We start from the raw sequence: 18,269 nt of genomic DNA on the forward strand, positions 1-18,269 counted from the left end.
AGGCGGCCCGCCGCTGGCAGGAGGCCGGTGCGGAGTGGATCCACCTGGTGGACCTGGACGCGGCCTTCGGCGAAGGAAGCAACCGGGACCTCCTCGCCGACATCGTCGGGCGCCTCGACGTCAAGGTGGAGCTGAGCGGCGGGATCCGCGACGAGGAGTCCCTCCGCGGCGCCCTGGCCTCCGGGTGCGCCCGGGTCAACCTCGGGACCGCCGCCCTCGAGGACCCCGAGTGGACGGCACGGGCCATCGCCGAGCACGGCGAGCGAGTGGCCGTCGGGCTCGACGTCCGCGGAACCACGCTCGCCGCACGCGGCTGGACCCGCGAGGGTGGCGACCTCTGGGAGACCCTCGCCCGCATGGACGCCGCCGGCTGTGCCCGCTACGTCGTCACGGACGTGGCCAAGGACGGGATGCTCGCCGGGCCGAACCTCCAGCTGCTCCGTGACGTGTGCGAGGCCACCGAGGCCAAGGTCGTCGCCTCCGGGGGCGTCACGACGATCGATGACGTGCGCGCACTGCGCGAGCTCGTCCCGACCGGCGTCGAAGGTGCGATCATCGGCTCCGCCCTGTACAAGGGAAGTGTGGAACTGGGCGAAGCACTGGACGTAGCGGGGCGGCCGTGAGCACCCCCGGGCCGGAGAACCTGCCCACGGGCCTCGGCCGTTCGGGCCGACCCGTGGACTCCGCAGGCGTGCCGTGGCAGGGGCGCAACCTTCCGCCGGGGGACTTCTCCGGCGACGGGGGCGAGGCCGACCACGAGCTCGCCCGCGCGTTGCGCGAGGGCGGTGAGGCCGACGTCGTGACGCGCCTGGCCGGTGCCCGCGTCTTCGTGCCGATGACCGCGCTCGAGGTGGAGAGCACGACGAGCGAGTCCGGCCTGGAGGCGGACAAGCAGGCCGACATGGCCGTCGTGCTGCTGAAGAACCCCGACGGGCGCACGGCGCTGCCGATCTTCAGCTCGCTGGCCGACCTGCAGGCCTTCGACACCGGCCTGCGGCCGGTGCCGGTTCGGGCGGAGGCCGCGGCCCGCTCCGCGATCGGCGAGCAGGCGGACCTGATGGTCCTGGACTGCGCGAGCGAGCAGGCCTTCGAGGTGCGTGGATCCATGGTGTGGGCGCTGGCCCAGGGCCGGGAGTGGACCGTCGCCCACGAGGACGAGGTCGTGCGCGAGGCGGTCGCGGACGTCTGCTCCCGCTACTCGGAGATCACCGAGGCCGCCGTGGGCCCCGGTCCCCGGGACGGCTCCGGTGTCCTGCAGGTGACCCTGACCCTGGCGCCCGGCTTCGACCAGGCAGGAATCGAGGCCCTCGTGGGGACCGTGGCGGAGGAGCTGGCGGCCCAGGACGAGGTGCGCTCGCGCATCGACGGGCTCGGTTTCACGATCACCTGACCCGATTTCCACGACGCCGGAGGGCGCTGGTACCGTGGGTCGTGACCGGTCACCGCGCTGCGGTGACGCAAGAGGAGCCACTCCCACCCGCGCCAACCCACGGTTGCCGGGTCCCAGGTCACGACACGTTCCGACGTGCCGATCCGCATGAGGATCGTGGGCGTCGGTGATCGTGCTCGCGCTCTGGTGAGGCTCCTCGCGACTGACGGGGAGCCTTTCTTCGTCTGCGGACCACCTGAGCTAAGGAGCAGCACATCAGCGAGCCTCGCATCAATGACCGTATCCGTGTCCCGGAGGTGCGGTTGGTCGGACCCAACGGGGAGCAGGTCGGCATCGTTCGTGTCGAGGACGCACTCCGTCTGGCGGCAGAGGCCGACCTCGACCTGGTCGAGGTGGCCCCGCAGGCCAAGCCTCCGGTCGCCAAGCTCATGGACTTCGGCAAGTACAAGTACGAAGCGGCCATGAAGGCGCGCGAAGCGCGCAAGAAGCAGGTCAACACGATCATCAAGGAGATCAAGCTCCGGCCGAAGATCGACAGCCACGACTACGGCACCAAGAAGGGCCATGTCGAGCGCTTCCTCTCGGCGGGGGACAAGGTCAAGGTGACGATCATGTTCCGCGGGCGTGAGCAGTCGCGCCCGGAGCTGGGTTTCCGGCTGCTGCAGCGCCTGGCGGAGGACGTCGTCGAGCTCGGCACCGTCGAGTCGGCGCCGAAGCAGGACGGTCGCAACATGGTCATGGTGCTCGCACCGACCCGCAAGAAGTCCGAGGCCCGTGCCGAGGCACGGCGGAAGAAGGACCGGGAGAAGGCGGAGCAGGAGGCCGAGGCCGACGCTTCCGCCCAGTCCTGACCGGCCCCAGACCAGCAAGCACAACGAAGGAGATCGGCGACATGCCGAAGAACAAGACGCACAGCGGCGCCAAGAAGCGTTTCCGGGTGACCGGATCCGGCAAGGTCATGCGCGAGCGCGCCAACCACGTCCACAAGTTCCACGAGAAAACCCCGCAGCACGCGCGGCGCCTCGCGAACGACGTCGTGGTCTCCAAGGCCGACGAGAAGAAGATCAAGAAGCTGCTCGGTCGCTGACCGAAGGCCTCATCGACCACTGACTTGAGAAGGAGAATCACGTGGCACGCGTGAAGCGGGCGGTCAACGCCCACAAGAAGCGTCGGGTCGTCCTCGAGCGGGCGAGCGGATACCGGGGCCAGCGCTCCCGCCTCTACCGGAAGGCGAAGGAGCAGGTCACCCACAGCTTCACCTACAGCTACCGGGACCGTCGGCAGAAGAAGGGCGACTTCCGTCGCCTGTGGATCCAGCGGATCAACGCCGGTGCCCGCGCCAACGGCATGACCTACAACCGGTTCATCCAGGGACTGCGTGCGGCCGAGGTCGAGGTCGACCGCCGCATGCTGGCCGAGCTGGCTGTCAACGACGAGGCCGCCTTCGCCGCCCTCGTCGAGGTGGCCAAGGCGGGCGTGCCCGCCGACGCCAAGGCCTCGGCCTGAGCGAACACCCCGGACGCCGGGAGCGTCCGCCCCTGACCAATCCCGCGTCCGAGCGGGTCAAGCAGGTGCGCGGACTCTCCCGGCGTTCTGTGCGTCGTCGCACCGGCCGGGTCCTCGTCGAGGGACCCCAGGGCGTGCGCGAGGCGGTGCGCTGGGCACCGGAGCGGGTACGCGACCTCTACGTCACCGACGAGGCGGCCGAGCGGTACGCCGAGTTCGTCGAGCCGGCCCGCGAGCAGGGCCGCTACGTCCACACGGTGAGCGAAGAGGTCCTCGCCGCGATGTGCGACGCGGAGACGCCGCAAGGCGTCGCCGCCGTCGTGGACCAGGCACCGACCACGCTCGCGGAGGTCCTGGCGGGCTCGCCCCGGCTGCTCGTGCTGCTGACCCACGTGCGCGACCCCGGCAACCTCGGGACGGTCGTGCGCGCGGCCGACGCCGCGGGCGCCGACGCGGTCCTCGTCAGCGCCGCCTCCGTGGACCTCACCTCACCGAAGGTGGTGCGCTCCACCGCCGGCTCGCTCTTCCACCTGCCCGTCGTCACCGGCCTGGAGATCGGGGCGACCCTGGCCGCGCTCTCGCAGGCAGGCGTGCGCAGCCTCGCCGCGGACGGCGCCGGTTCGCGGACCATCGACGAGTCCGACCTCACCGCGCCGCACGCCTGGGTCATGGGCAACGAGGCCTGGGGCCTGCCGGAGGAGATCCGCAGCGCCTGCGACGAGGTCCTGCGGGTGCCGATCCACGGCCGGGCGGAGTCGCTGAACCTGGCGATGGCGAGCACGATCTGCCTCTACGCCTCCGCCCGGGTACAGCGCGCCTGAGGACGAGCGAGGCACGACGAAGGGGGTGGGACCAGCCGGTCCCACCCCCTTCGCCCCGTCCTGGGTCAGCCGGTGGGCGGGCTGTGCTGCTCGGCCTCCCGCAGCACGTTCCCGGTGTCGACGGCGCCGCCGTCGGCGGCCTCGTTGGCCTCCTTGACGCGACGTCCGATGTCGGCGTCGACGTTGGTCCAGTACTCGTAGACCCGGGACAGGACCGGGTCCTGCACGCCCGCGAGCGACCCGGCGACCGTCTCGACGAGGCGATCGCGCTGGGCGTCGGAGAAGACCTCGCGCACGAGGGTCCCCGGCTGGCCGAAGTCGTCGTCCTCGGCGTGCAGCTGGTAGGCGGAGCGCACGATCTCGCCGTCGGTCTCCCAGCCGTCGTCGACCGGGCCCTGCTCGTCCGCATGGGGGCGACCGAAGCTGTTGGGCATGTAGGTCGGCGCGTCACCGGAGTGCTCGTAACGCATCGGCCCGTCGAAGGTGTAGTGGTTCTGCGACTCGACCACCGGTCGGTTGACCGGGAGCTGGTGGAAGTTCGGTCCGATCCGCGCCCGGTGGGCGTCGGCGTAGGCGAAGACCCGGCCCAGCAGCATCTTGTCGGGCGAGAAGCCGATGCCCGGCACGGTGTTGCTCGGCGCGAAGGCCGCCTGGTCGATCTGGGCGAAGAAGTTGACCGGGTTCTCGTCGAGGGTCATGGTGCCGACCTCGATGAGCGGGTAGTCCGAGTGCGGCCAGATCTTCGTCAGGTCGAAGGGGTTGAAGCGGTAGGTCTTCGCGTCCTCGTACGGCATGACCTGGACGAAGAGCGTCCACTGCGGGTGCTCACCGCGCTCGATCGCGTCGTAGAGGTCGCGCCGGTGGAAGTCGGCGTCCTCACCGGCGATCCGCTCGGCGACGTCGTTGGTGATGCCCTCCACGCCCTGCTGGGTGTGGAAGTGGTACTTGACCCAGAACCGCTCGCCGGAGGCGTTGACCCACATGTACGTGTGGCTGCCGTAACCGTTCATGTTCCGCCAGGAGCGGGGCAGACCACGATCGCCCATGAGGTAGGTCACCTGGTGGGCGGACTCGGGGTTGTTGGTCCAGAAGTCCCACTGCATCGTCGCGTCCCGCAGACCCGAGCTGGGCAGGCGCTTCTGGCTGCGGATGAAGTGGGGGAACTTCAGCGGGTCGCGCAGGAAGAAGATCGGCGTGTTGTTCCCGACGAGGTCGAAGTTGCCCTCGGAGGTGTAGAAGCGCAGCGCGAAGCCACGCACGTCACGCCAGGTGTCCGGCGAGCCCAGCTCACCGGCGACGGTGGAGAAGCGGGCGAGCATCCGGGTGTTGGCCCCCGGCTGGAAGACGGCCGCCTTGGTGTACTTCGAGACGTCGCCGGTCACCTCGAAGCGACCGAAGGCGCCGGCTCCCTTCGCGTGCGGCTTGCGCTCCGGGACGTTCTCCCGGTTGAAGTGCGCGAGGGTGTCGACGAGATGGGTGTCGTGCAGCAGCAGTGGACCGTTGCTGCCGACGGAGAGGCTGTTGCGGTCGCTGACGGTCGGTGCGCCGTTGACCTGGGTGGAAGGACCGGAGGCGTCGAGGCCACCAGTGGCGTCCGCCCTGCTCTCGGGGTGCGAGGGTGTGGTGGACATGTGCTGCTCCTCTTTCTCTGATGGGGTGGGGAACTGCAGGTGTGGGGCCTCAGGCCCGATCGGGGGCGCCCTTCCGGGCATCGGCACACGTGGGGCAGATGCCCCAGTAGATGACCTCCGCCTCGTCGATGGCGAAGCCGTGGTCGTCGGCCGCCTCGAGGCACGGGGCCTCGCCGGGGGCGCACTCCACGTCGATCATCGAGCCGCAGCTGCGGCAGACGAGGTGGTGGTGGTTGTCGCCGAGCTCGAGCTCGTAGCGCGCGGGGTGACCGGCCGGCTCGAAGCGCCGGACGAGCCGGGCGCCGGCGAGGGCGGCGAGGACGTCGTAGACAGCCTGGGTGCTCACCGAGCCGAGCCGCTCACGGGCCCCCCTGGTGATGGTCTCGACATCCGCGTGCGGATGCTCCGAGAGCTCACGCATAACCGCGATGCGGGGGGAGGTCACGCGCAGCGACTTTCCCCGCAGCAGCGTGGCCGCGCTTCCGGCGTCGAGTGGTGTCGTCATCGACACCAGAATCCCACCAAGACTTGAATCGGTCAAGATAAAAGCTCCTGCCGACCCTCGCCGCGGGCGGATACCGTCGGTGCATGGACCCCCGTGACGCCGACGGCAGCGCCGGTGACCTGCCGATCCCGGTGCCGCACGACGGGATCGCCTGGACGCCACAGGGCCTCGGGTACGACGCGGCCGGCGATGCCTTCGTGCACACGATGTACGACCACGGGGACCAGCAGCGCGGTCTCCTCGCGATCCAACCCGCCGACGGCGGTCCGGTGGCCCTCGCCCGGCTGCTCGGCAACGCCCACTACGGGGGAGTGGCCGTCGCGGGAGACGACGTCTACGTCTCCGGCAACGGGGCGAAGGGGGAGCCCGGCACCTTCGTCCAGCGCTACTCCCTCGCGCAGCTGCGCGCCGCCGGCGGCGACGTGGTCCGGCCGCTGCAGCGGCACGAGACCGCCTCCGGGTCGACGCTGTGCGTCCACGACGGGCACCTCTACACCGCGCGGTACCGCAACGGCCGACCCGGCCTGGTCCACGACCACCTCCTCGAGCCGGGAGGTCGGCTCCCTTCGCCCGGGGTCGGGTGGGCGCCGGTGCGGGAGTGGACCGCCCCACCGAACCTGCAGGGGGTGGCCCGTGACGCCGACGGCTTCTGGGTGGTGCGCAGCCGCGGGGTGCGGCGTCGGTCCACCCTCTACCGGCTCGACGCGGCGACCGGCCGGTGGCGCGGGGTCGCCCGCCTCGGGGTGCTCTCCCAGGGCGTCGTCGTCCGCGGCCGCCACCTCGTCGTCACCGCGGAGTCGGGCGCCGCCCCGTACCGGCAGCAGGTGCTGGCCGCCGCCCCCGGCTGGCTGGCCCGGCTGACGAGGCCGCCCCTGCTGCCCCGGTACCTGCTCCAGGAGATCCCGCTCCCGCCCGCGCCGCGGTGAAACCCCCGGGCGGTCCCGCGGCGGGTGACCGTAGACTCTGGCACCGTGTCAGGACCCAACACGAACCACGACCCGGTACCGGTCGCCGCGCTCGACCCGGAGGCGATCGAGCAGGCCGTGCAGGACGCGCTCGACGCCTGCGCCGGTGCCACGGACCTCGCCGGGCTGAAGTCGATCCGCCACTCCCACCAGGGCGACAAGAGTCCACTCGCGCTCGCCAACCGTGAGATCGGCGGGCTCCCCCCGGGCGAGAAGGCCGAGGCCGGGAAGCGAGTGGGGCAGGCCCGCGGCCGCGTGGCCCAGGCATTCAAGGCCCGCCAGGCCGAGCTGGAGGCCGAGCGGGACGAGCGGATCCTCGTCGAGGAGACCCTCGACCTCACCGTCGGCACGCCGCACCACCGCCTCGGTGCGCGCCACCCGATCAGTCTCGTCACCGAGCGGATCGAGGACATCTTCGTCGGCATGGGGTGGGAGATCGCCGAGGGCCCGGAGATCGAGTCCGAGTGGCTGACCTTCGACGCCCTCAACATCGGCAAGGACCACCCGGCCCGCGGTGAGCAGGACACCTTCTTCGTCGAGCCGCAGGACGGTGGGGTCATCCTGCGCACCCACACCTCGCCGGTGCAGATCCGCACGATGCTCGAGCGCACCCCGCCGATCTACGTGCTCTGCCCGGGCAAGGTCTTCCGCACCGACGACCTGGACGCGACCCACACGCCGGTCTTCCACCAGTTCGAGGGCCTTGTCGTCGACGAGGGCATCACCATGGCCCACCTGCGCGGCGCGCTGGACACCTTCGTCCAGGGGCTCTTCGGCGAGGGGATCATCACCCGGCTGCGGCCGAACTACTTCCCCTTCACCGAGCCGAGCGCCGAGATCGACTGCCGCTGCTGGGTCTGCCAGGGCGAGGACGCGCGCTGCCGCACCTGCGGCGGCACCGGGTGGATCGAGCTCGGCGGCTCCGGCATGGTCAACCGCCGGGTGCTCGCCTCCGCCGGCGTCGACCCGGACCGGTACACCGGATTCGCCTTCGGCCTCGGCATCGAGCGCTCGCTCATGCTGCGCCACGGCGTCGCCGACATGCACGACATCATCGAGGGAGACGTGCGCTTCTCGAGCGCATTCGGGATGGAGATCTGATGCGGGCCCCGATCGAGTGGCTGCGTGAGCTGACCGACGTCGACCCGGACGCGACGGGGGCGGACGTCGCCGAGACCCTCGTGCGCGTCGGCCTCGAGGAGGAGGAGATCCTCAGCGGCGGGGTCACCGGACCCCTCGTCGTCGGCCGGGTCCTCGAGCGCGTGCCCGAGGAGCAGAAGAACGGCAAGACGATCAACTGGTGCCAGGTCGACGTCGCCGCGGCGAATGGCACCGGCGAGCCGCAGGGCATCGTCTGCGGTGCGCACAACTTCGACGTGGGTGACCTCGTCGCCGTGATCCTGCCGGGCGGCTGCCTGCCCGGCAACGTCGAGATCTCCGCCCGCAAGACCTACGGGCACGTGAGCGCCGGGATGATCTGCTCGGCCCTCGAGCTCGGCCTCGGCGAGGACCACGACGGCATCATCGTGCTCACCGAGTACCTCGCCGACAGCCCCGAGCTGCTCGCCGGACTGGCACCCGGTGACGACCTCATCCCGGTCCTCGGCCTGGACGCCGAGACCGTCGAGGTCAACGTCACCCCGGACCGCGGCTACTGCCTCTCGATGCGCGGGATCGCCCGCGAGTACGCCCTGTCCGCGGGGACCCCCTTCGTCGACCCGGCGGACGTCCCGGTCGCCGAGGCGACCGGGCCCGGTCACGAGGTGCGGATCACCGACGACGCCCCGATCGACGGCGTTCCCGGCTGCGACCGTTTCGTCGCGCGGGTCGTGCGGGGCATCGATGCCTCGGCCCCGTCGCCGCGCTGGATGCGTCGCCGGCTGACCGAGGTCGGCATGCGCCCGATCTCGCTGGCGGTCGACGTCACCAACTACGTGATGATGCTGCTCGGCCAGCCGCTGCACGCCTACGACCTCGGGACCCTCTCGGGGGCCATCGAGGTCCGGCGGGCGCGACCGGGGGAGACCCTGACCACCCTCGACGACGTCGAGCGCGCCCTGGACCCCGAGGACCTGCTCATCACGGATGACGGCACCACCCCGCTGGGCATCGCCGGCGTCATGGGCGGTGCCACCAGCGAGGTCACCGCGAGCACGAGCGACGTGCTCGTCGAGGCCGCCCACTTCGACCCGGTGAGCACCGCCCGCTCGGCCCGCCGGCACCGCCTGACGACGGAGGCCTCCCGCCGGTTCGAGCGGGGGGTCGACCCGGCCGTCGCGGCAGCCGCCGCCCAGCTGGCCGTCGACCTGCTCGTCGAGCACGGTGGCGGCCGCGCCGAGGGGACCGGCACGGACGTGGGGGAGCCGCGGGCGCCCCGCACCATCCCCATGGACCCGGCCCTGCCCAGCCGCTACATCGGCCTGGACTACCCGTCGAGCGAGGTCGTCGCCACCCTGACCGCGATCGGGTGCCGCGTCACCGACGCTGCCGAGCTGCTCGAGGTCGTGCCGCCCACGTGGCGAGGCGACCTCGTCGACGGGCCGGACCTCGTCGAGGAGGTCGCGCGGGTGCGCGGCTACGACCAGATCCCCTCGGTGGTCCCGCGCGCCACCGCCGGTCGTGGGCTCACCCCCGACCAGCGAGCCCGTCGCACCGTGGCCCGCACCCTCGCAGCCGGAGGCCTCGTCGAGGTGCTCTCCTACCCCTTCGTCGGTGAGGACCGGCACGACCAGCTCGGCTACGACGCGCAGGATCCGCGCCGGACCACCGTCCGCCTGGCCAACCCGCTGCGGGACGAGGCGCCCCTCATGCGCACGTCCATCCTCGACAGCCTGCTGGACACGCTGCGCCGCAACGTCTCGCGAGGACACACGGATGCCGCGCTCTACGAGATCGGGCAGGTCACCGCCGGCCCGGTACGGCCCATCCCGGTGCCCGCCGGCGGTGAGCTCCCGGACCCGGAGACGCTGCGCCGGATCGTCGAGGACGTCCCGCCCCAGCCACGCCACATCGGCATCGCCGCCGCCGGCAACGCCGCGCCGCGCGGCCCCTGGGGTCCGGCCCGTCCGGTCGGTGCCGCCGACGCCGTCGCCTGGGCGCGGGTGATCGGCGAGAGCCTCGGCCTGGAGCTGGAGGTGCTCGCCGCCGAGCGGGCCCCCTTCCACCCCGGTCGCTGCGTCTCGCTCGCCCTGTCGGGTGGGGAGGTCGTCGGCCACGCGGGCGAGCTGCACCCCAAGGTCGTCGCCGCGGTCGAGCTGCCGGCCCGCACCGTGGCCGCCGAGCTCGACCTCGACGCCGTCACCGCGGCCGCGGGCACCCCCGTGCGCCCCCGGCAGCTCTCGACCTACCCCGTGGCCAACACCGACGTCGCACTCGTCGTGGCGGAGTCGGTCCCGGCCCGGTCGGTCGAGGAGGCGCTGCGCGAGGGCGCCGGCGAGGACCTGGAGTCCGTCGCGCTCTTCGACGTCTACCGCGGCGAGCAGACCGGCGAGGGGCGAAAGTCCCTCGCCTACCGGCTGACCTTCCGCGCCGACGGGCGCACCCTGACCACCGAGGAGGTCAGCCGGCTGCGTGACGCGGCGGTCGCCGCCACCGCGGAGGCCACGGGGGCGCAGCAACGGTGACCGCCGGTCGCATTGCATGACCCTGTATGGGCGCGTATATTCATGCACGTGATCAGCGCAGCCATCGCCGGAGCCAGCGGCTATGCCGGAGCCGAGATCGCCCGACTGCTGCTGGGCCACCCGGAGGTCGAGGTCGGGGCGCTCACCGCGTCCGGCAACGCCGGGACCCGGTTCGGAGCCCTCTCACCGCACCTGCAGCCCCTGGCCGACCGGGTCCTCCAGCCCACCGACGCCACGACCCTCGCCGGCCACGACGTCGTCTTCCTCGCCCTGCCGCACGGGCACTCGGCAGCCCTCGCCGAGCAGCTGCCCGCTGACGTGACGATCATCGACTGCGGCGCGGACTTCCGCCTCGACGACGAGGCGGACTGGAGCGCCTACTACGACACCCCCTTCGCCGGGACCTGGCCCTACGGGATACCCGAGCTGCTCCGCGCCGACGGCAGCCGCCACCGCGCGGACCTGCGCGGCGCCCGCCGCATCGCGGTGCCGGGCTGCTACCCGACGGCCGCGAGCCTGGCCATGGCACCGGGCCTGGCGGCGGGGGTCGTCGAGGCCGAGGACGTCGTCATCGTCGCCGCCTCCGGCACGACCGGGGCCGGCCGCTCGGCGAAGCCCCACCTGATGGCCTCCGAGGCGATGGGCGCGATGTCCCCGTACGGGGTCGGCGGCCACCGCCACACCCCCGAGATCGAGCGGAACCTCTCCGTCGCCGCCGGCCGGGCCGCCAGCGTCTCCTTCACCCCGACCCTGGCCCCGATGCCTCGCGGGATCCTGGCCACCACCACCGCCAGGGCGGCGAAGGGGGCCGACGCCGCCTCCGTGCGCGCCGCCTGGGCGGAGGCCTATGCGGAGGAGCCCTTCGTCCACCTCCTGCCCGAGGGCAGCTGGCCGCACACCGGCAGCGTCCTCGGCTCCAACCTCGTCCACGTGCAGGTCACCCTCGACGAGCGGGCCGGTCGGGTCGTGGCCGTCGCCGCGGAGGACAACCTCACCAAGGGGACCGCCGGCGCCGCCGTCCAGTGCATGAACCTCTCCCTCGGCCTCGCCGAGACCACCGGCCTGCCGACGACGGGGGTGGCCCCGTGAGCACGACGACCCCCGCCGGTTTCCGCGCGGTCGGCATCACCGCCGGCCTCAAGCCCAGCGGCCGCTCCGACGTCGCCCTCGTCGTCAACGACGGACCCGACCACCACGGTGCGGCGGTCTTCACGACCAACCGCGTCGAGGCGGCACCCGTCACGTGGTCCCGGCAGGTCGTGGCCGACGGCCGCGTGGACGCGGTCGTGCTCAACTCCGGCGGCGCCAACGCCTGCACCGGCGCGCGGGGATTCGGCGACACCCACGCCACGGCCGAGCACACCGCGCAGGCCCTCGGTGTCTCCTCCGGGGACGTCGCCGTCTGCTCCACCGGCCTCATCGGGGAGCTGCTCCCGATGGACCGGCTCCTCGCCGGCATCACCACGGCCGCCGAGGGCCTCGGCCCGGACGGCGGGACCACGGCCGCCGAGGCGATCATGACGACGGACACCGTGCCCAAGACCTCGGTGGCCGCCCGGGAGGGCTGGAGCGTCGGCGGCATGGCGAAGGGGGCAGGCATGCTCGCCCCCGCTCTGGCGACGATGCTCGTCGTCGTCACCACCGACGCGGTGACGACCGCCGCGGAGCTGGACGCCGCCCTGCGCGAGGCGACGCGGACCACCTTCGACCGGATCGACTCCGACGGGTGCATGTCGACCAACGACACCGTCCTCGTCATGGCCTCCGGGGCCTCCGGCCGGCAGGTGGGGCATGGTGAGCTGACCGAGGCGCTGCGGGATGTCTGCTCCGACCTGGCCGGCCAGCTCATCGGCGACGCCGAGGGGGCCGCCCACGACATCGAGATCGTCGTGCGGGGTGCCGCGAGCGAGGCGGACGGGCTCGAGGTGGCTCGCAGCATCGCGCGCAACAACCTCTTCAAGTGCGCCATCTTCGGGCGGGACCCCAACTGGGGACGCGTGCTCGCCGCGGTCGGCACGACCTCGGCGACCTTCGAGCCCGACGAGCTCGACGTCACGATCAACGGCGTGACCGTCTGCCGCGCGGGCGGGGTGGGGGAGGACCGCTCGCTCGTGGACCTCGAGGCGCGTGACGTGCGCGTCGAGGTCGACCTGCGGGCCGGGTCGGAGGAGGTCACGGTGCTGACCAACGACCTGACCCACGACTACGTCCACGAGAACTCCGCCTACTCCACCTGACCGAGGACGAGGGACACATGCCCACCGACCCATCCCTGCGCGGGGCCATCGACGCCGCAGCGCTGCGCGTCGCCCGCGGCAAGGCGAGCACGCTCGTCGAGGCACTGCCCTGGCTGGAGCGCTTCCGCGGCGCCCTCGTGGTCATCAAGTACGGCGGCAACGCGATGACCGACCCGGCGCTGAAGGAGGCCTTCGCCAAGGACGTCGTCTTCCTGCGCTACGCCGGGCTGCGGCCCGTCGTCGTGCACGGGGGAGGCCCGCAGATCCAGGCGATGCTGGACCGGCTCGGGTTGGCGAGCGAGTTCAAGGCCGGCCTGCGCGTGACCACACCCGAGGTCATGGAAGTCGTGCGGATGGTGCTCACCGGCCAGGTCGGCCGGGAGCTCGTCGGGCTGCTGAACCAGCACGGCCCGGTCGCGGTCGGCCTCTCCGGCGAGGACGCCGGCCTCTTCGGCGGCCGGCGCCGTTCGGTCCTCGTCGACGGCGAACCGGTCGACCTGGGCCTCGTCGGTGACGTGGAGACGGTCGACCCGACGGCCGTGCTCGACATCCTCGACGCCGGGCGCATCCCCGTCGTCTCGACGATCGCCCCCGACCTCGACGTCGACGGGCAGGTCCTCAACGTCAACGCCGACACCGCGGCCTCCGCGCTGGCGGTCGCGCTGCAGGCGCAGAAGCTCGTCGTCCTCACCGACGTCGAGGGCATCTACGCCGACTGGCCGGACCGCGACTCGCTGCTCTCCCACCTGAGCGCCTCCGGCGCCAGGGAGCTGCTCGAGAAGGTGGCCACCGGCATGATCCCGAAGCTGGAGTCCTGCATCAACGCCGTGACGAAGGGGGTCCCCCAGGCCCACGTCGTCGACGGACGCCAGCCCCACTCCATGCTGCTGGAGATCTTCACCTCCGAGGGGTTCGGGACGATGATCCTCCCCGACGAGGAGGAGGACCAGCAGGACGTCCTCGAAGGGAGCCCGTCGTGACCAACACCGTCTCGCAGGAGCAGGAGGCGCTGCTGCGGCGCTACCGCGAGAGTCACCTCGGCGTCTTCGGCCTGCCGGGGCTCGTCCTCACCCACGGGGACGGTGCCCGGGTGTGGGACTCCGACGGGAACTGCTACCTGGACCTGCTCGGCGGCATCGCGGTCAACGCGCTCGGCCACGGCCACCCCGACCTCGTCGCCGCGATCTCGGAGCAGGCCGCGCAGCTGGTCCACGTGAGCAACTTCTTCACCACCCCGGCGCAGATCGAGGCGGCGGAGTCGTTGCTGCGCGTGGCGGACGCCCCGGAGGGCTCCGGCGTCTTCTTCGCCAACAGCGGATCGGAGGCCGTCGAGGCCGCGATCAAGCTCTCCCGTCGCACCGGCCGCAGCGGTCTCGTCGCCGTCGGCGGCGGCTTCCACGGCCGGACCGTGGGGGCGCTCTCGCTGACCCACAAGGAGGCCTACCGGGCCCCCTTCGAGCCGCTGCTGCCCGAGGTGACCCACGTCCCCGCGGGTGACGTCGAGGCGTTGCGCGCCGCGGTCGACGAGGGGACCGCGATGGTCCTCCTCGAGCCGATCCAGGGCGAGGCGGGCATCGTCCCGACGCCCCCCGGGTACCTGGCCGCGGCCCGCGAGATCACCCGCGAGGCCGGGGCGCTGCTCGTCCTCGACGAGATCCAGACCGGCATCGGGCGCACCGGCGCCTGGTTCGCCCACCAGCACGAGGGGGTCGTCCCCGACGCGATCACCGTGGCCAAGGGGCTCGGCGGGGGAGTGCCGATCGGCGCGCTCGTCACCTTCGGCGAGGAGCTGACCGGGCTGCTGACCGCGGGGCAGCACGGCACCACCTTCGGCGGCAACCCGCTCGCCTGCAGTGCGGCGCTCACGGTGCTGGCCACCATCGAGCGCGACGGCCTCGTCGAGCACGCCGCGGTGGCCGGCCTGGAGCTCGCCCGTGGCGTCACCGACCTGGCCCACCCGCTCGTCGCGGGCGTGCGCGGCGCCGGGCTGCTGCGCGCCGTCGTCCTCGCCCGGCCGATCGCCCGCGAGGTCGCCGTCGTCGCCCGGCGCGAGGGATACATCCTCAACCCGGTCGCGCCCGACACACTGCGTCTCGCGCCGCCACTGACCATCACCACCGAGCAGCTGGCCGGATTCGTCGGAGCCCTCCCGGGCATCCTCGAGCAGGCCGCACAGGAGCAGCCGTGACCAGACACTTCCTCGCGGACGACGACCTGGACGTGCAGGAGCAGGAGAGCATCCTCGACCTCGCCGCGAGGCTCAAGGCCGAGCGTCACCTCATCCAGCCGCTCGCCGGTCCGCAGGCGGTGGCGATCATCTTCGACAAGCCGACGCTGCGCACCCAGCTCTCCTTCACCACCGGGGTCGCCGAGCTCGGCGGCTACCCGATGGTCGTCGACGGCAACCTCGCGCAGATCGGCACGCGCGAGTCGGTCGCCGACGTCGCCCGGGTCGTCGGCAGGCAGGTGGGCGCGATCGTCTGGCGCACCCACGGGCAGGAGCGCATCGAGGAGATGGCCGCCCACGTCGACGTCCCGGTCGTCAACGCCCTCACCGACGACTACCACCCGTGCCAGCTGCTCGCCGACCTGCTCACCGTGCGCGAGCACCTCGGCGGCACCCGGGGCAGGTCACTGACCTACGTCGGCGACGGCGGGAACAACATGGCCCACTCCTACCTGCTGGCCGGCACCCTCGCTGGTATGCACGTGCGCATCGGCACGCCCTCCTCCCACCAGCCGGCCGCCGACGTGGTCCGGCGCGCCGAGGCGATCGCCGAGGAGCAGGGCGGCTCGGTGCTCGTCACCGACGACCCGATCGAGGCGGTGGCCGGAGCCCACGCCGTCGCCACCGACACCTGGGTCTCCATGGGCATGGAGGAGGACAAGGCCGGACGGACCGGCGAGGCGTCCCCCTTCGCCCGCTACTCGCTGACCCGGGAGCTGCTCTCCCACGCGGCGGACGAGGCCATCGCCCTCCACTGCCTGCCGGCCTACCGGGGCCTGGAGATCGAGGCCGAGGTCATCGACGGGCCGCGGTCGGTGGTGTGGGACGAGGCCGAGAACCGGCTGCACGTGCAGAAGGCCGTGCTGGCCTTCCTGCTCGGGGCGATGCCGTGACCGCGACCACCCGGTCCGGCCGCCGCGCCCGGATCACCGAGCTGCTGCGGGAGCACGCCGTCCGCAGCCAGACCGAGCTGCTCACGCTGCTCGCCCGCGACGGGATCGAGGTCACGCAGGCCACGCTGTCACGGGACCTGCTCGAGCTGCGGGCGGAGAAGGTCCGCGCCGGCCGCGACCTGGTCTACGCGGTCCCGGGCGAAGGGGGCGACCGCACCCCCCGGGCCGCGGTGGACCGGGCGGAGGTCGACGACCGGCTCCGGCGGCTCTGCGAGGAGCTGCTCGTCTCCACCGAGGCCAGCGGCCAGCTCGTCGTCGTGCGCACGCCGCCCGGGGCCGCGAACTACCTCGCCTCCGCGATCGACCACGCCCGCCTGCCCGACGTGCTCGGGAGCATCGCCGGCGACGACACGATCATGATCATCACCACCGGGTCGAGCGCCGGGGCCACGTTGGCCACCCGGCTGCTGCGACTCGCCACCGACCCCGCCGCCGAGACCCAGGAGAACCCGTGAGCCCGACCGACCCGACACCGTCCGGAGCCGAGGAGCGTCTCAGCCTGTGGGGCGGACGCTTCGCGGGCGGGCCGAGCGAGGCACTGGCGGCGCTGTCGAAGTCGACGCACTTCGACTGGCGCCTCGCCCCCTACGACATCGCCGGCTCGCGTGCCCACGCCCGGGTGCTGTACTCGGCCGGGCTGCTCGGGGAGGAGCACCTCGAGGCGATGCTGGACGCGCTCCGGCGGCTCGAGGAGGACGTGGTCACCGGGGCCTTCGAGCCCGCGCTCGACGACGAGGACGTCCACACCGCCCTGGAGCGCGGCCTCATCGAGCGGGCGGGCAGCGACGTCGGCGGACGGCTGCGGGCCGGGCGCTCCCGCAACGACCAGGTCGCCACGCTCTTCCGGATGTACCTGCGTGACCACGCCCGCACCGTCTCCGGGATGCTGCTGGAGGTCGTGGCGGCGCTGCTCGACCAGGCCCGGGCCCACATCGACGTCGCCATGCCCGGCCGGACCCACCTGCAGCACGCGCAGCCGGTGCTGCTGAGCCACCACCTCCTCGCCCACGCGTGGGCACTGCTGCGTGACGTCGAGCGCTTCGTCGACTGGGACGAGCGCACCGACTTCAGTCCCTACGGGTCCGGGGCCCTCGCGGGGTCCTCCCTCGGACTGGACCCGGAGGCGGTCGCGGGGGACCTGGGCTTCGCCGCCTCGGTCGAGAACTCCATCGACGGGACCGCCTCGCGTGACTTCGTCGCCGAGTTCTGCTTCGTCGCCGCGATGGCCGCCGTGGACGTCTCCCGGCTCGCGGAGGAGGTCATCCTCTGGGCGACCAAGGAGTTCTCCTTCGTCACCCTCGACGACGCCTTCTCCACCGGGTCGAGCATCATGCCCCAGAAGAAGAACCCCGACGTCGCCGAGCTCGCTCGCGGCAAGGCTGGCCGCCTGGTCGGTGACCTCGCCGGGCTCATGACGACCCTCAAGGCCCTTCCACTGGCCTACAACCGTGACCTGCAGGAGGACAAGGAGCCGGTCTTCGACGCGGTCGACACCCTCGAGCTGCTGCTGCCGGCCTTCGCCGGGATGGTCGCCACCGTCACCTACCACGGGGAGCGGATGGCCTCCTTGGCGCCGCAGGGCTTCTCGCTCGCGACCGACATCGCCGAGTGGCTCGTGCGGCAGGGGGTGCCCTTCCGGGTGGCGCACGAGGTCGCCGGCGGGTGCGTGCGGGTGTGCGAGGAGCGCGGCATCGAGCTGTGGGAGCTCAGCGACGAGGACCTCGCCGGCATCAGCGAGCACCTCACCCCAGCAGTCCGGGAGGTCCTCTCCGTCGAGGGCTCGCTGTCCTCACGGGACGGCAAGGGCGGCACCGCCCCCGCCCGGGTCCGCGAGCAGCTGGAGCGCGCGGCCGCCCTGACCGAGGAGCTGGGGCGGTGGGCACGAGCCCGCCCGAAGGTGCGCTGATCGTGGCCGGGGGAGGGCGTCTCACCCGGGCCGACCTCGCCGGCGACCCGCCGGAGGTGGCCCGAGCGCTGCTGGGCGCCCACCTCGTCGCCGGCGGCGTGACGCTGCGCCTGACCGAGGTCGAGGCCTACTGGGGAGAACACGACCCCGGGTCGCACGGGTACCGGGGCCGCACCCCCCGCACCGAGGTGATGTTCGGCCCGCCCGGCCACCTCTACGTCTACCGCAGCTACGGCATCCACTGGTGCTGCAACGTCGTCTGCGGCTCGAAGGGGGAGTGCGCCGCAGTCCTCCTGCGGGCCGGGGAGGTGCTCGCCGGTGCTGACCTCGTGCGGGAACGGCGGCCGAAGAGCACCGAGCGGGACCTCGCCCGGGGGCCCGGGCGACTCACGAAGGCGGTGGGGATCACCGGTGAGGACGACGGCGCGGCGCTCGTGGGACGGTCGGCCCCCTTCGCCCTGCACAGACCGGACGGGCCGGTCCCGGACCAGCTGGTCCGGACCGG

General features: G+C 72.6%; 19 protein-coding genes. 17 read left to right on the top strand and 2 right to left on the bottom strand.

Annotated features, from left to right (window positions below):
* From priA to JCO01S_RS13745, 6 genes are all read left to right on the top strand, one after another.
* Positions 1 to 623, top strand: a 623-nt coding sequence (priA, locus tag JCO01S_RS13720) for a bifunctional 1-(5-phosphoribosyl)-5-((5-phosphoribosylamino)methylideneamino)imidazole-4-carboxamide isomerase/phosphoribosylanthranilate isomerase PriA (protein WP_068256886.1), incomplete at its 5' end; no start/stop codon positions are given.
* Entirely contained in the window at positions 620 to 1,390 is a 771-nt protein-coding gene (locus tag JCO01S_RS13725; protein WP_245634452.1) for an SseB family protein, read from the top strand. The genes priA and JCO01S_RS13725, both read left to right, overlap by 4 nt.
* A 296-nt stretch (positions 1,391 to 1,686) precedes the next feature.
* Positions 1,687 to 2,241, top strand: coding sequence for a translation initiation factor IF-3 (gene infC, locus JCO01S_RS13730; protein ID WP_068256889.1), 555 nt, complete (start codon positions 1,687 to 1,689; stop codon positions 2,239 to 2,241).
* 41 nt (positions 2,242 to 2,282) lie between these two features.
* Complete coding sequence (gene rpmI, locus JCO01S_RS13735) at positions 2,283 to 2,477, top strand: 50S ribosomal protein L35 (protein ID WP_068256892.1); 195 nt, start codon at positions 2,283 to 2,285, stop codon at positions 2,475 to 2,477.
* Positions 2,478 to 2,518: 41 nt separating this feature from the next.
* On the top strand, positions 2,519 to 2,896 hold the full coding sequence (rplT, locus tag JCO01S_RS13740) for a 50S ribosomal protein L20 (RefSeq protein WP_068256895.1): 378 nt from the start codon (positions 2,519 to 2,521) through the stop codon (positions 2,894 to 2,896).
* Complete coding sequence (locus JCO01S_RS13745) at positions 2,893 to 3,717, top strand: TrmH family RNA methyltransferase (RefSeq protein ID WP_068256943.1); 825 nt, start codon at positions 2,893 to 2,895, stop codon at positions 3,715 to 3,717. The genes rplT and JCO01S_RS13745 overlap by 4 nt, the downstream gene beginning before the upstream one ends.
* A 65-nt stretch (positions 3,718 to 3,782) precedes the next feature.
* Here JCO01S_RS13745 and JCO01S_RS13750 read toward each other — a convergent pair whose 3' ends face one another.
* On the bottom strand, positions 3,783 to 5,348 hold the full coding sequence (locus JCO01S_RS13750; RefSeq protein ID WP_068256899.1) for a catalase: 1,566 nt from the start codon (positions 5,346 to 5,348) through the stop codon (positions 3,783 to 3,785).
* Between the two features lie 49 nt (positions 5,349 to 5,397).
* Entirely contained in the window at positions 5,398 to 5,853 is a 456-nt protein-coding gene (locus tag JCO01S_RS13755) for a Fur family transcriptional regulator (protein WP_068256903.1), read from the bottom strand.
* Positions 5,854 to 5,936: 83 nt separating this feature from the next.
* Between JCO01S_RS13755 and JCO01S_RS13760 the strand changes: the two genes are divergently transcribed.
* The 11 genes from JCO01S_RS13760 to JCO01S_RS13810 form a co-directional block, all read left to right on the top strand.
* On the top strand, positions 5,937 to 6,779 hold the full coding sequence (locus tag JCO01S_RS13760; protein ID WP_068256907.1) for a hypothetical protein: 843 nt from the start codon (positions 5,937 to 5,939) through the stop codon (positions 6,777 to 6,779).
* A gap of 45 nt (positions 6,780 to 6,824) precedes the next feature.
* The gene (gene pheS, locus JCO01S_RS13765) at positions 6,825 to 7,919 is read left to right on the top strand and encodes a phenylalanine--tRNA ligase subunit alpha (RefSeq protein ID WP_068256909.1); all 1,095 of its coding nucleotides are present in this window, start codon (positions 6,825 to 6,827) and stop codon (positions 7,917 to 7,919) included.
* A complete protein-coding gene (gene pheT, locus JCO01S_RS13770) occupies positions 7,919 to 10,441 on the top strand; it encodes a phenylalanine--tRNA ligase subunit beta (protein WP_068256914.1) in 2,523 nt (840 codons plus the stop codon). The genes pheS and pheT overlap by 1 nt, the downstream gene beginning before the upstream one ends.
* A 42-nt stretch (positions 10,442 to 10,483) precedes the next feature.
* Positions 10,484 to 11,530 (top strand): N-acetyl-gamma-glutamyl-phosphate reductase, encoded by a 1,047-nt coding sequence (gene argC, locus JCO01S_RS13775; protein WP_068256917.1) that lies wholly within the window; start codon positions 10,484 to 10,486, stop codon positions 11,528 to 11,530.
* Positions 11,527 to 12,678 carry a bifunctional glutamate N-acetyltransferase/amino-acid acetyltransferase ArgJ gene (gene argJ / locus JCO01S_RS13780; RefSeq protein WP_068256920.1) on the top strand — a complete coding sequence of 384 codons (1,152 nt, stop codon included), beginning with the start codon at positions 11,527 to 11,529 and terminating at the stop codon, positions 12,676 to 12,678. Before argC ends, argJ begins: the two co-directional genes overlap by 4 nt.
* Before the next feature lie 17 nt (positions 12,679 to 12,695).
* Complete coding sequence (gene argB, locus JCO01S_RS13785; RefSeq protein ID WP_068256923.1) at positions 12,696 to 13,658, top strand: acetylglutamate kinase; 963 nt, start codon at positions 12,696 to 12,698, stop codon at positions 13,656 to 13,658.
* Positions 13,655 to 14,866: an acetylornithine transaminase gene (locus JCO01S_RS13790; RefSeq protein WP_068256926.1), complete on the top strand. Its 1,212-nt coding sequence runs from the start codon at positions 13,655 to 13,657 to the stop codon at positions 14,864 to 14,866. The genes argB and JCO01S_RS13790 overlap by 4 nt, the downstream gene beginning before the upstream one ends.
* The gene (gene argF, locus JCO01S_RS13795; RefSeq protein ID WP_068256929.1) at positions 14,863 to 15,798 is read left to right on the top strand and encodes an ornithine carbamoyltransferase; all 936 of its coding nucleotides are present in this window, start codon (positions 14,863 to 14,865) and stop codon (positions 15,796 to 15,798) included. Before JCO01S_RS13790 ends, argF begins: the two co-directional genes overlap by 4 nt.
* Complete coding sequence (locus tag JCO01S_RS13800) at positions 15,795 to 16,313, top strand: arginine repressor (protein WP_068256932.1); 519 nt, start codon at positions 15,795 to 15,797, stop codon at positions 16,311 to 16,313. Before argF ends, JCO01S_RS13800 begins: the two co-directional genes overlap by 4 nt.
* A complete protein-coding gene (gene argH / locus JCO01S_RS13805) occupies positions 16,310 to 17,764 on the top strand; it encodes an argininosuccinate lyase (protein ID WP_068256937.1) in 1,455 nt (484 codons plus the stop codon). The genes JCO01S_RS13800 and argH overlap by 4 nt, the downstream gene beginning before the upstream one ends.
* A gap of 2 nt (positions 17,765 to 17,766) precedes the next feature.
* The coding region (locus tag JCO01S_RS13810) for a DNA-3-methyladenine glycosylase (RefSeq protein ID WP_369407299.1) at positions 17,767 to 18,269 on the top strand (503 nt) is incomplete at its 3' end.

This window comes from Janibacter corallicola NBRC 107790 (assembly GCF_001570965.1).
Lineage (GTDB): Bacteria > Actinomycetota > Actinomycetes > Actinomycetales > Dermatophilaceae > Janibacter > Janibacter corallicola.

Bases quoted from the DNA above. Each gene is read 5' to 3' on its own strand.
- rpmI (WP_068256892.1), top strand. From the start codon at position 2,283: ATGCCGAAGAACAAGACGCACAGCGGCGCCAAGAAGCGTTTCCGGGTG.
- JCO01S_RS13750 (WP_068256899.1), bottom strand. From the start codon at position 5,348: ATGTCCACCACACCCTCGCACCCCGAGAGCAGGGCGGACGCCACTGGT.
- JCO01S_RS13755 (WP_068256903.1), bottom strand. From the start codon at position 5,853: ATGACGACACCACTCGACGCCGGAAGCGCGGCCACGCTGCTGCGGGGA.
- JCO01S_RS13760 (WP_068256907.1), top strand. From the start codon at position 5,937: ATGGACCCCCGTGACGCCGACGGCAGCGCCGGTGACCTGCCGATCCCG.
- pheT (WP_068256914.1), top strand. From the start codon at position 7,919: ATGCGGGCCCCGATCGAGTGGCTGCGTGAGCTGACCGACGTCGACCCG.
- argC (WP_068256917.1), top strand. From the start codon at position 10,484: ATGCACGTGATCAGCGCAGCCATCGCCGGAGCCAGCGGCTATGCCGGA.
- argB (WP_068256923.1), top strand. From the start codon at position 12,696: ATGCCCACCGACCCATCCCTGCGCGGGGCCATCGACGCCGCAGCGCTG.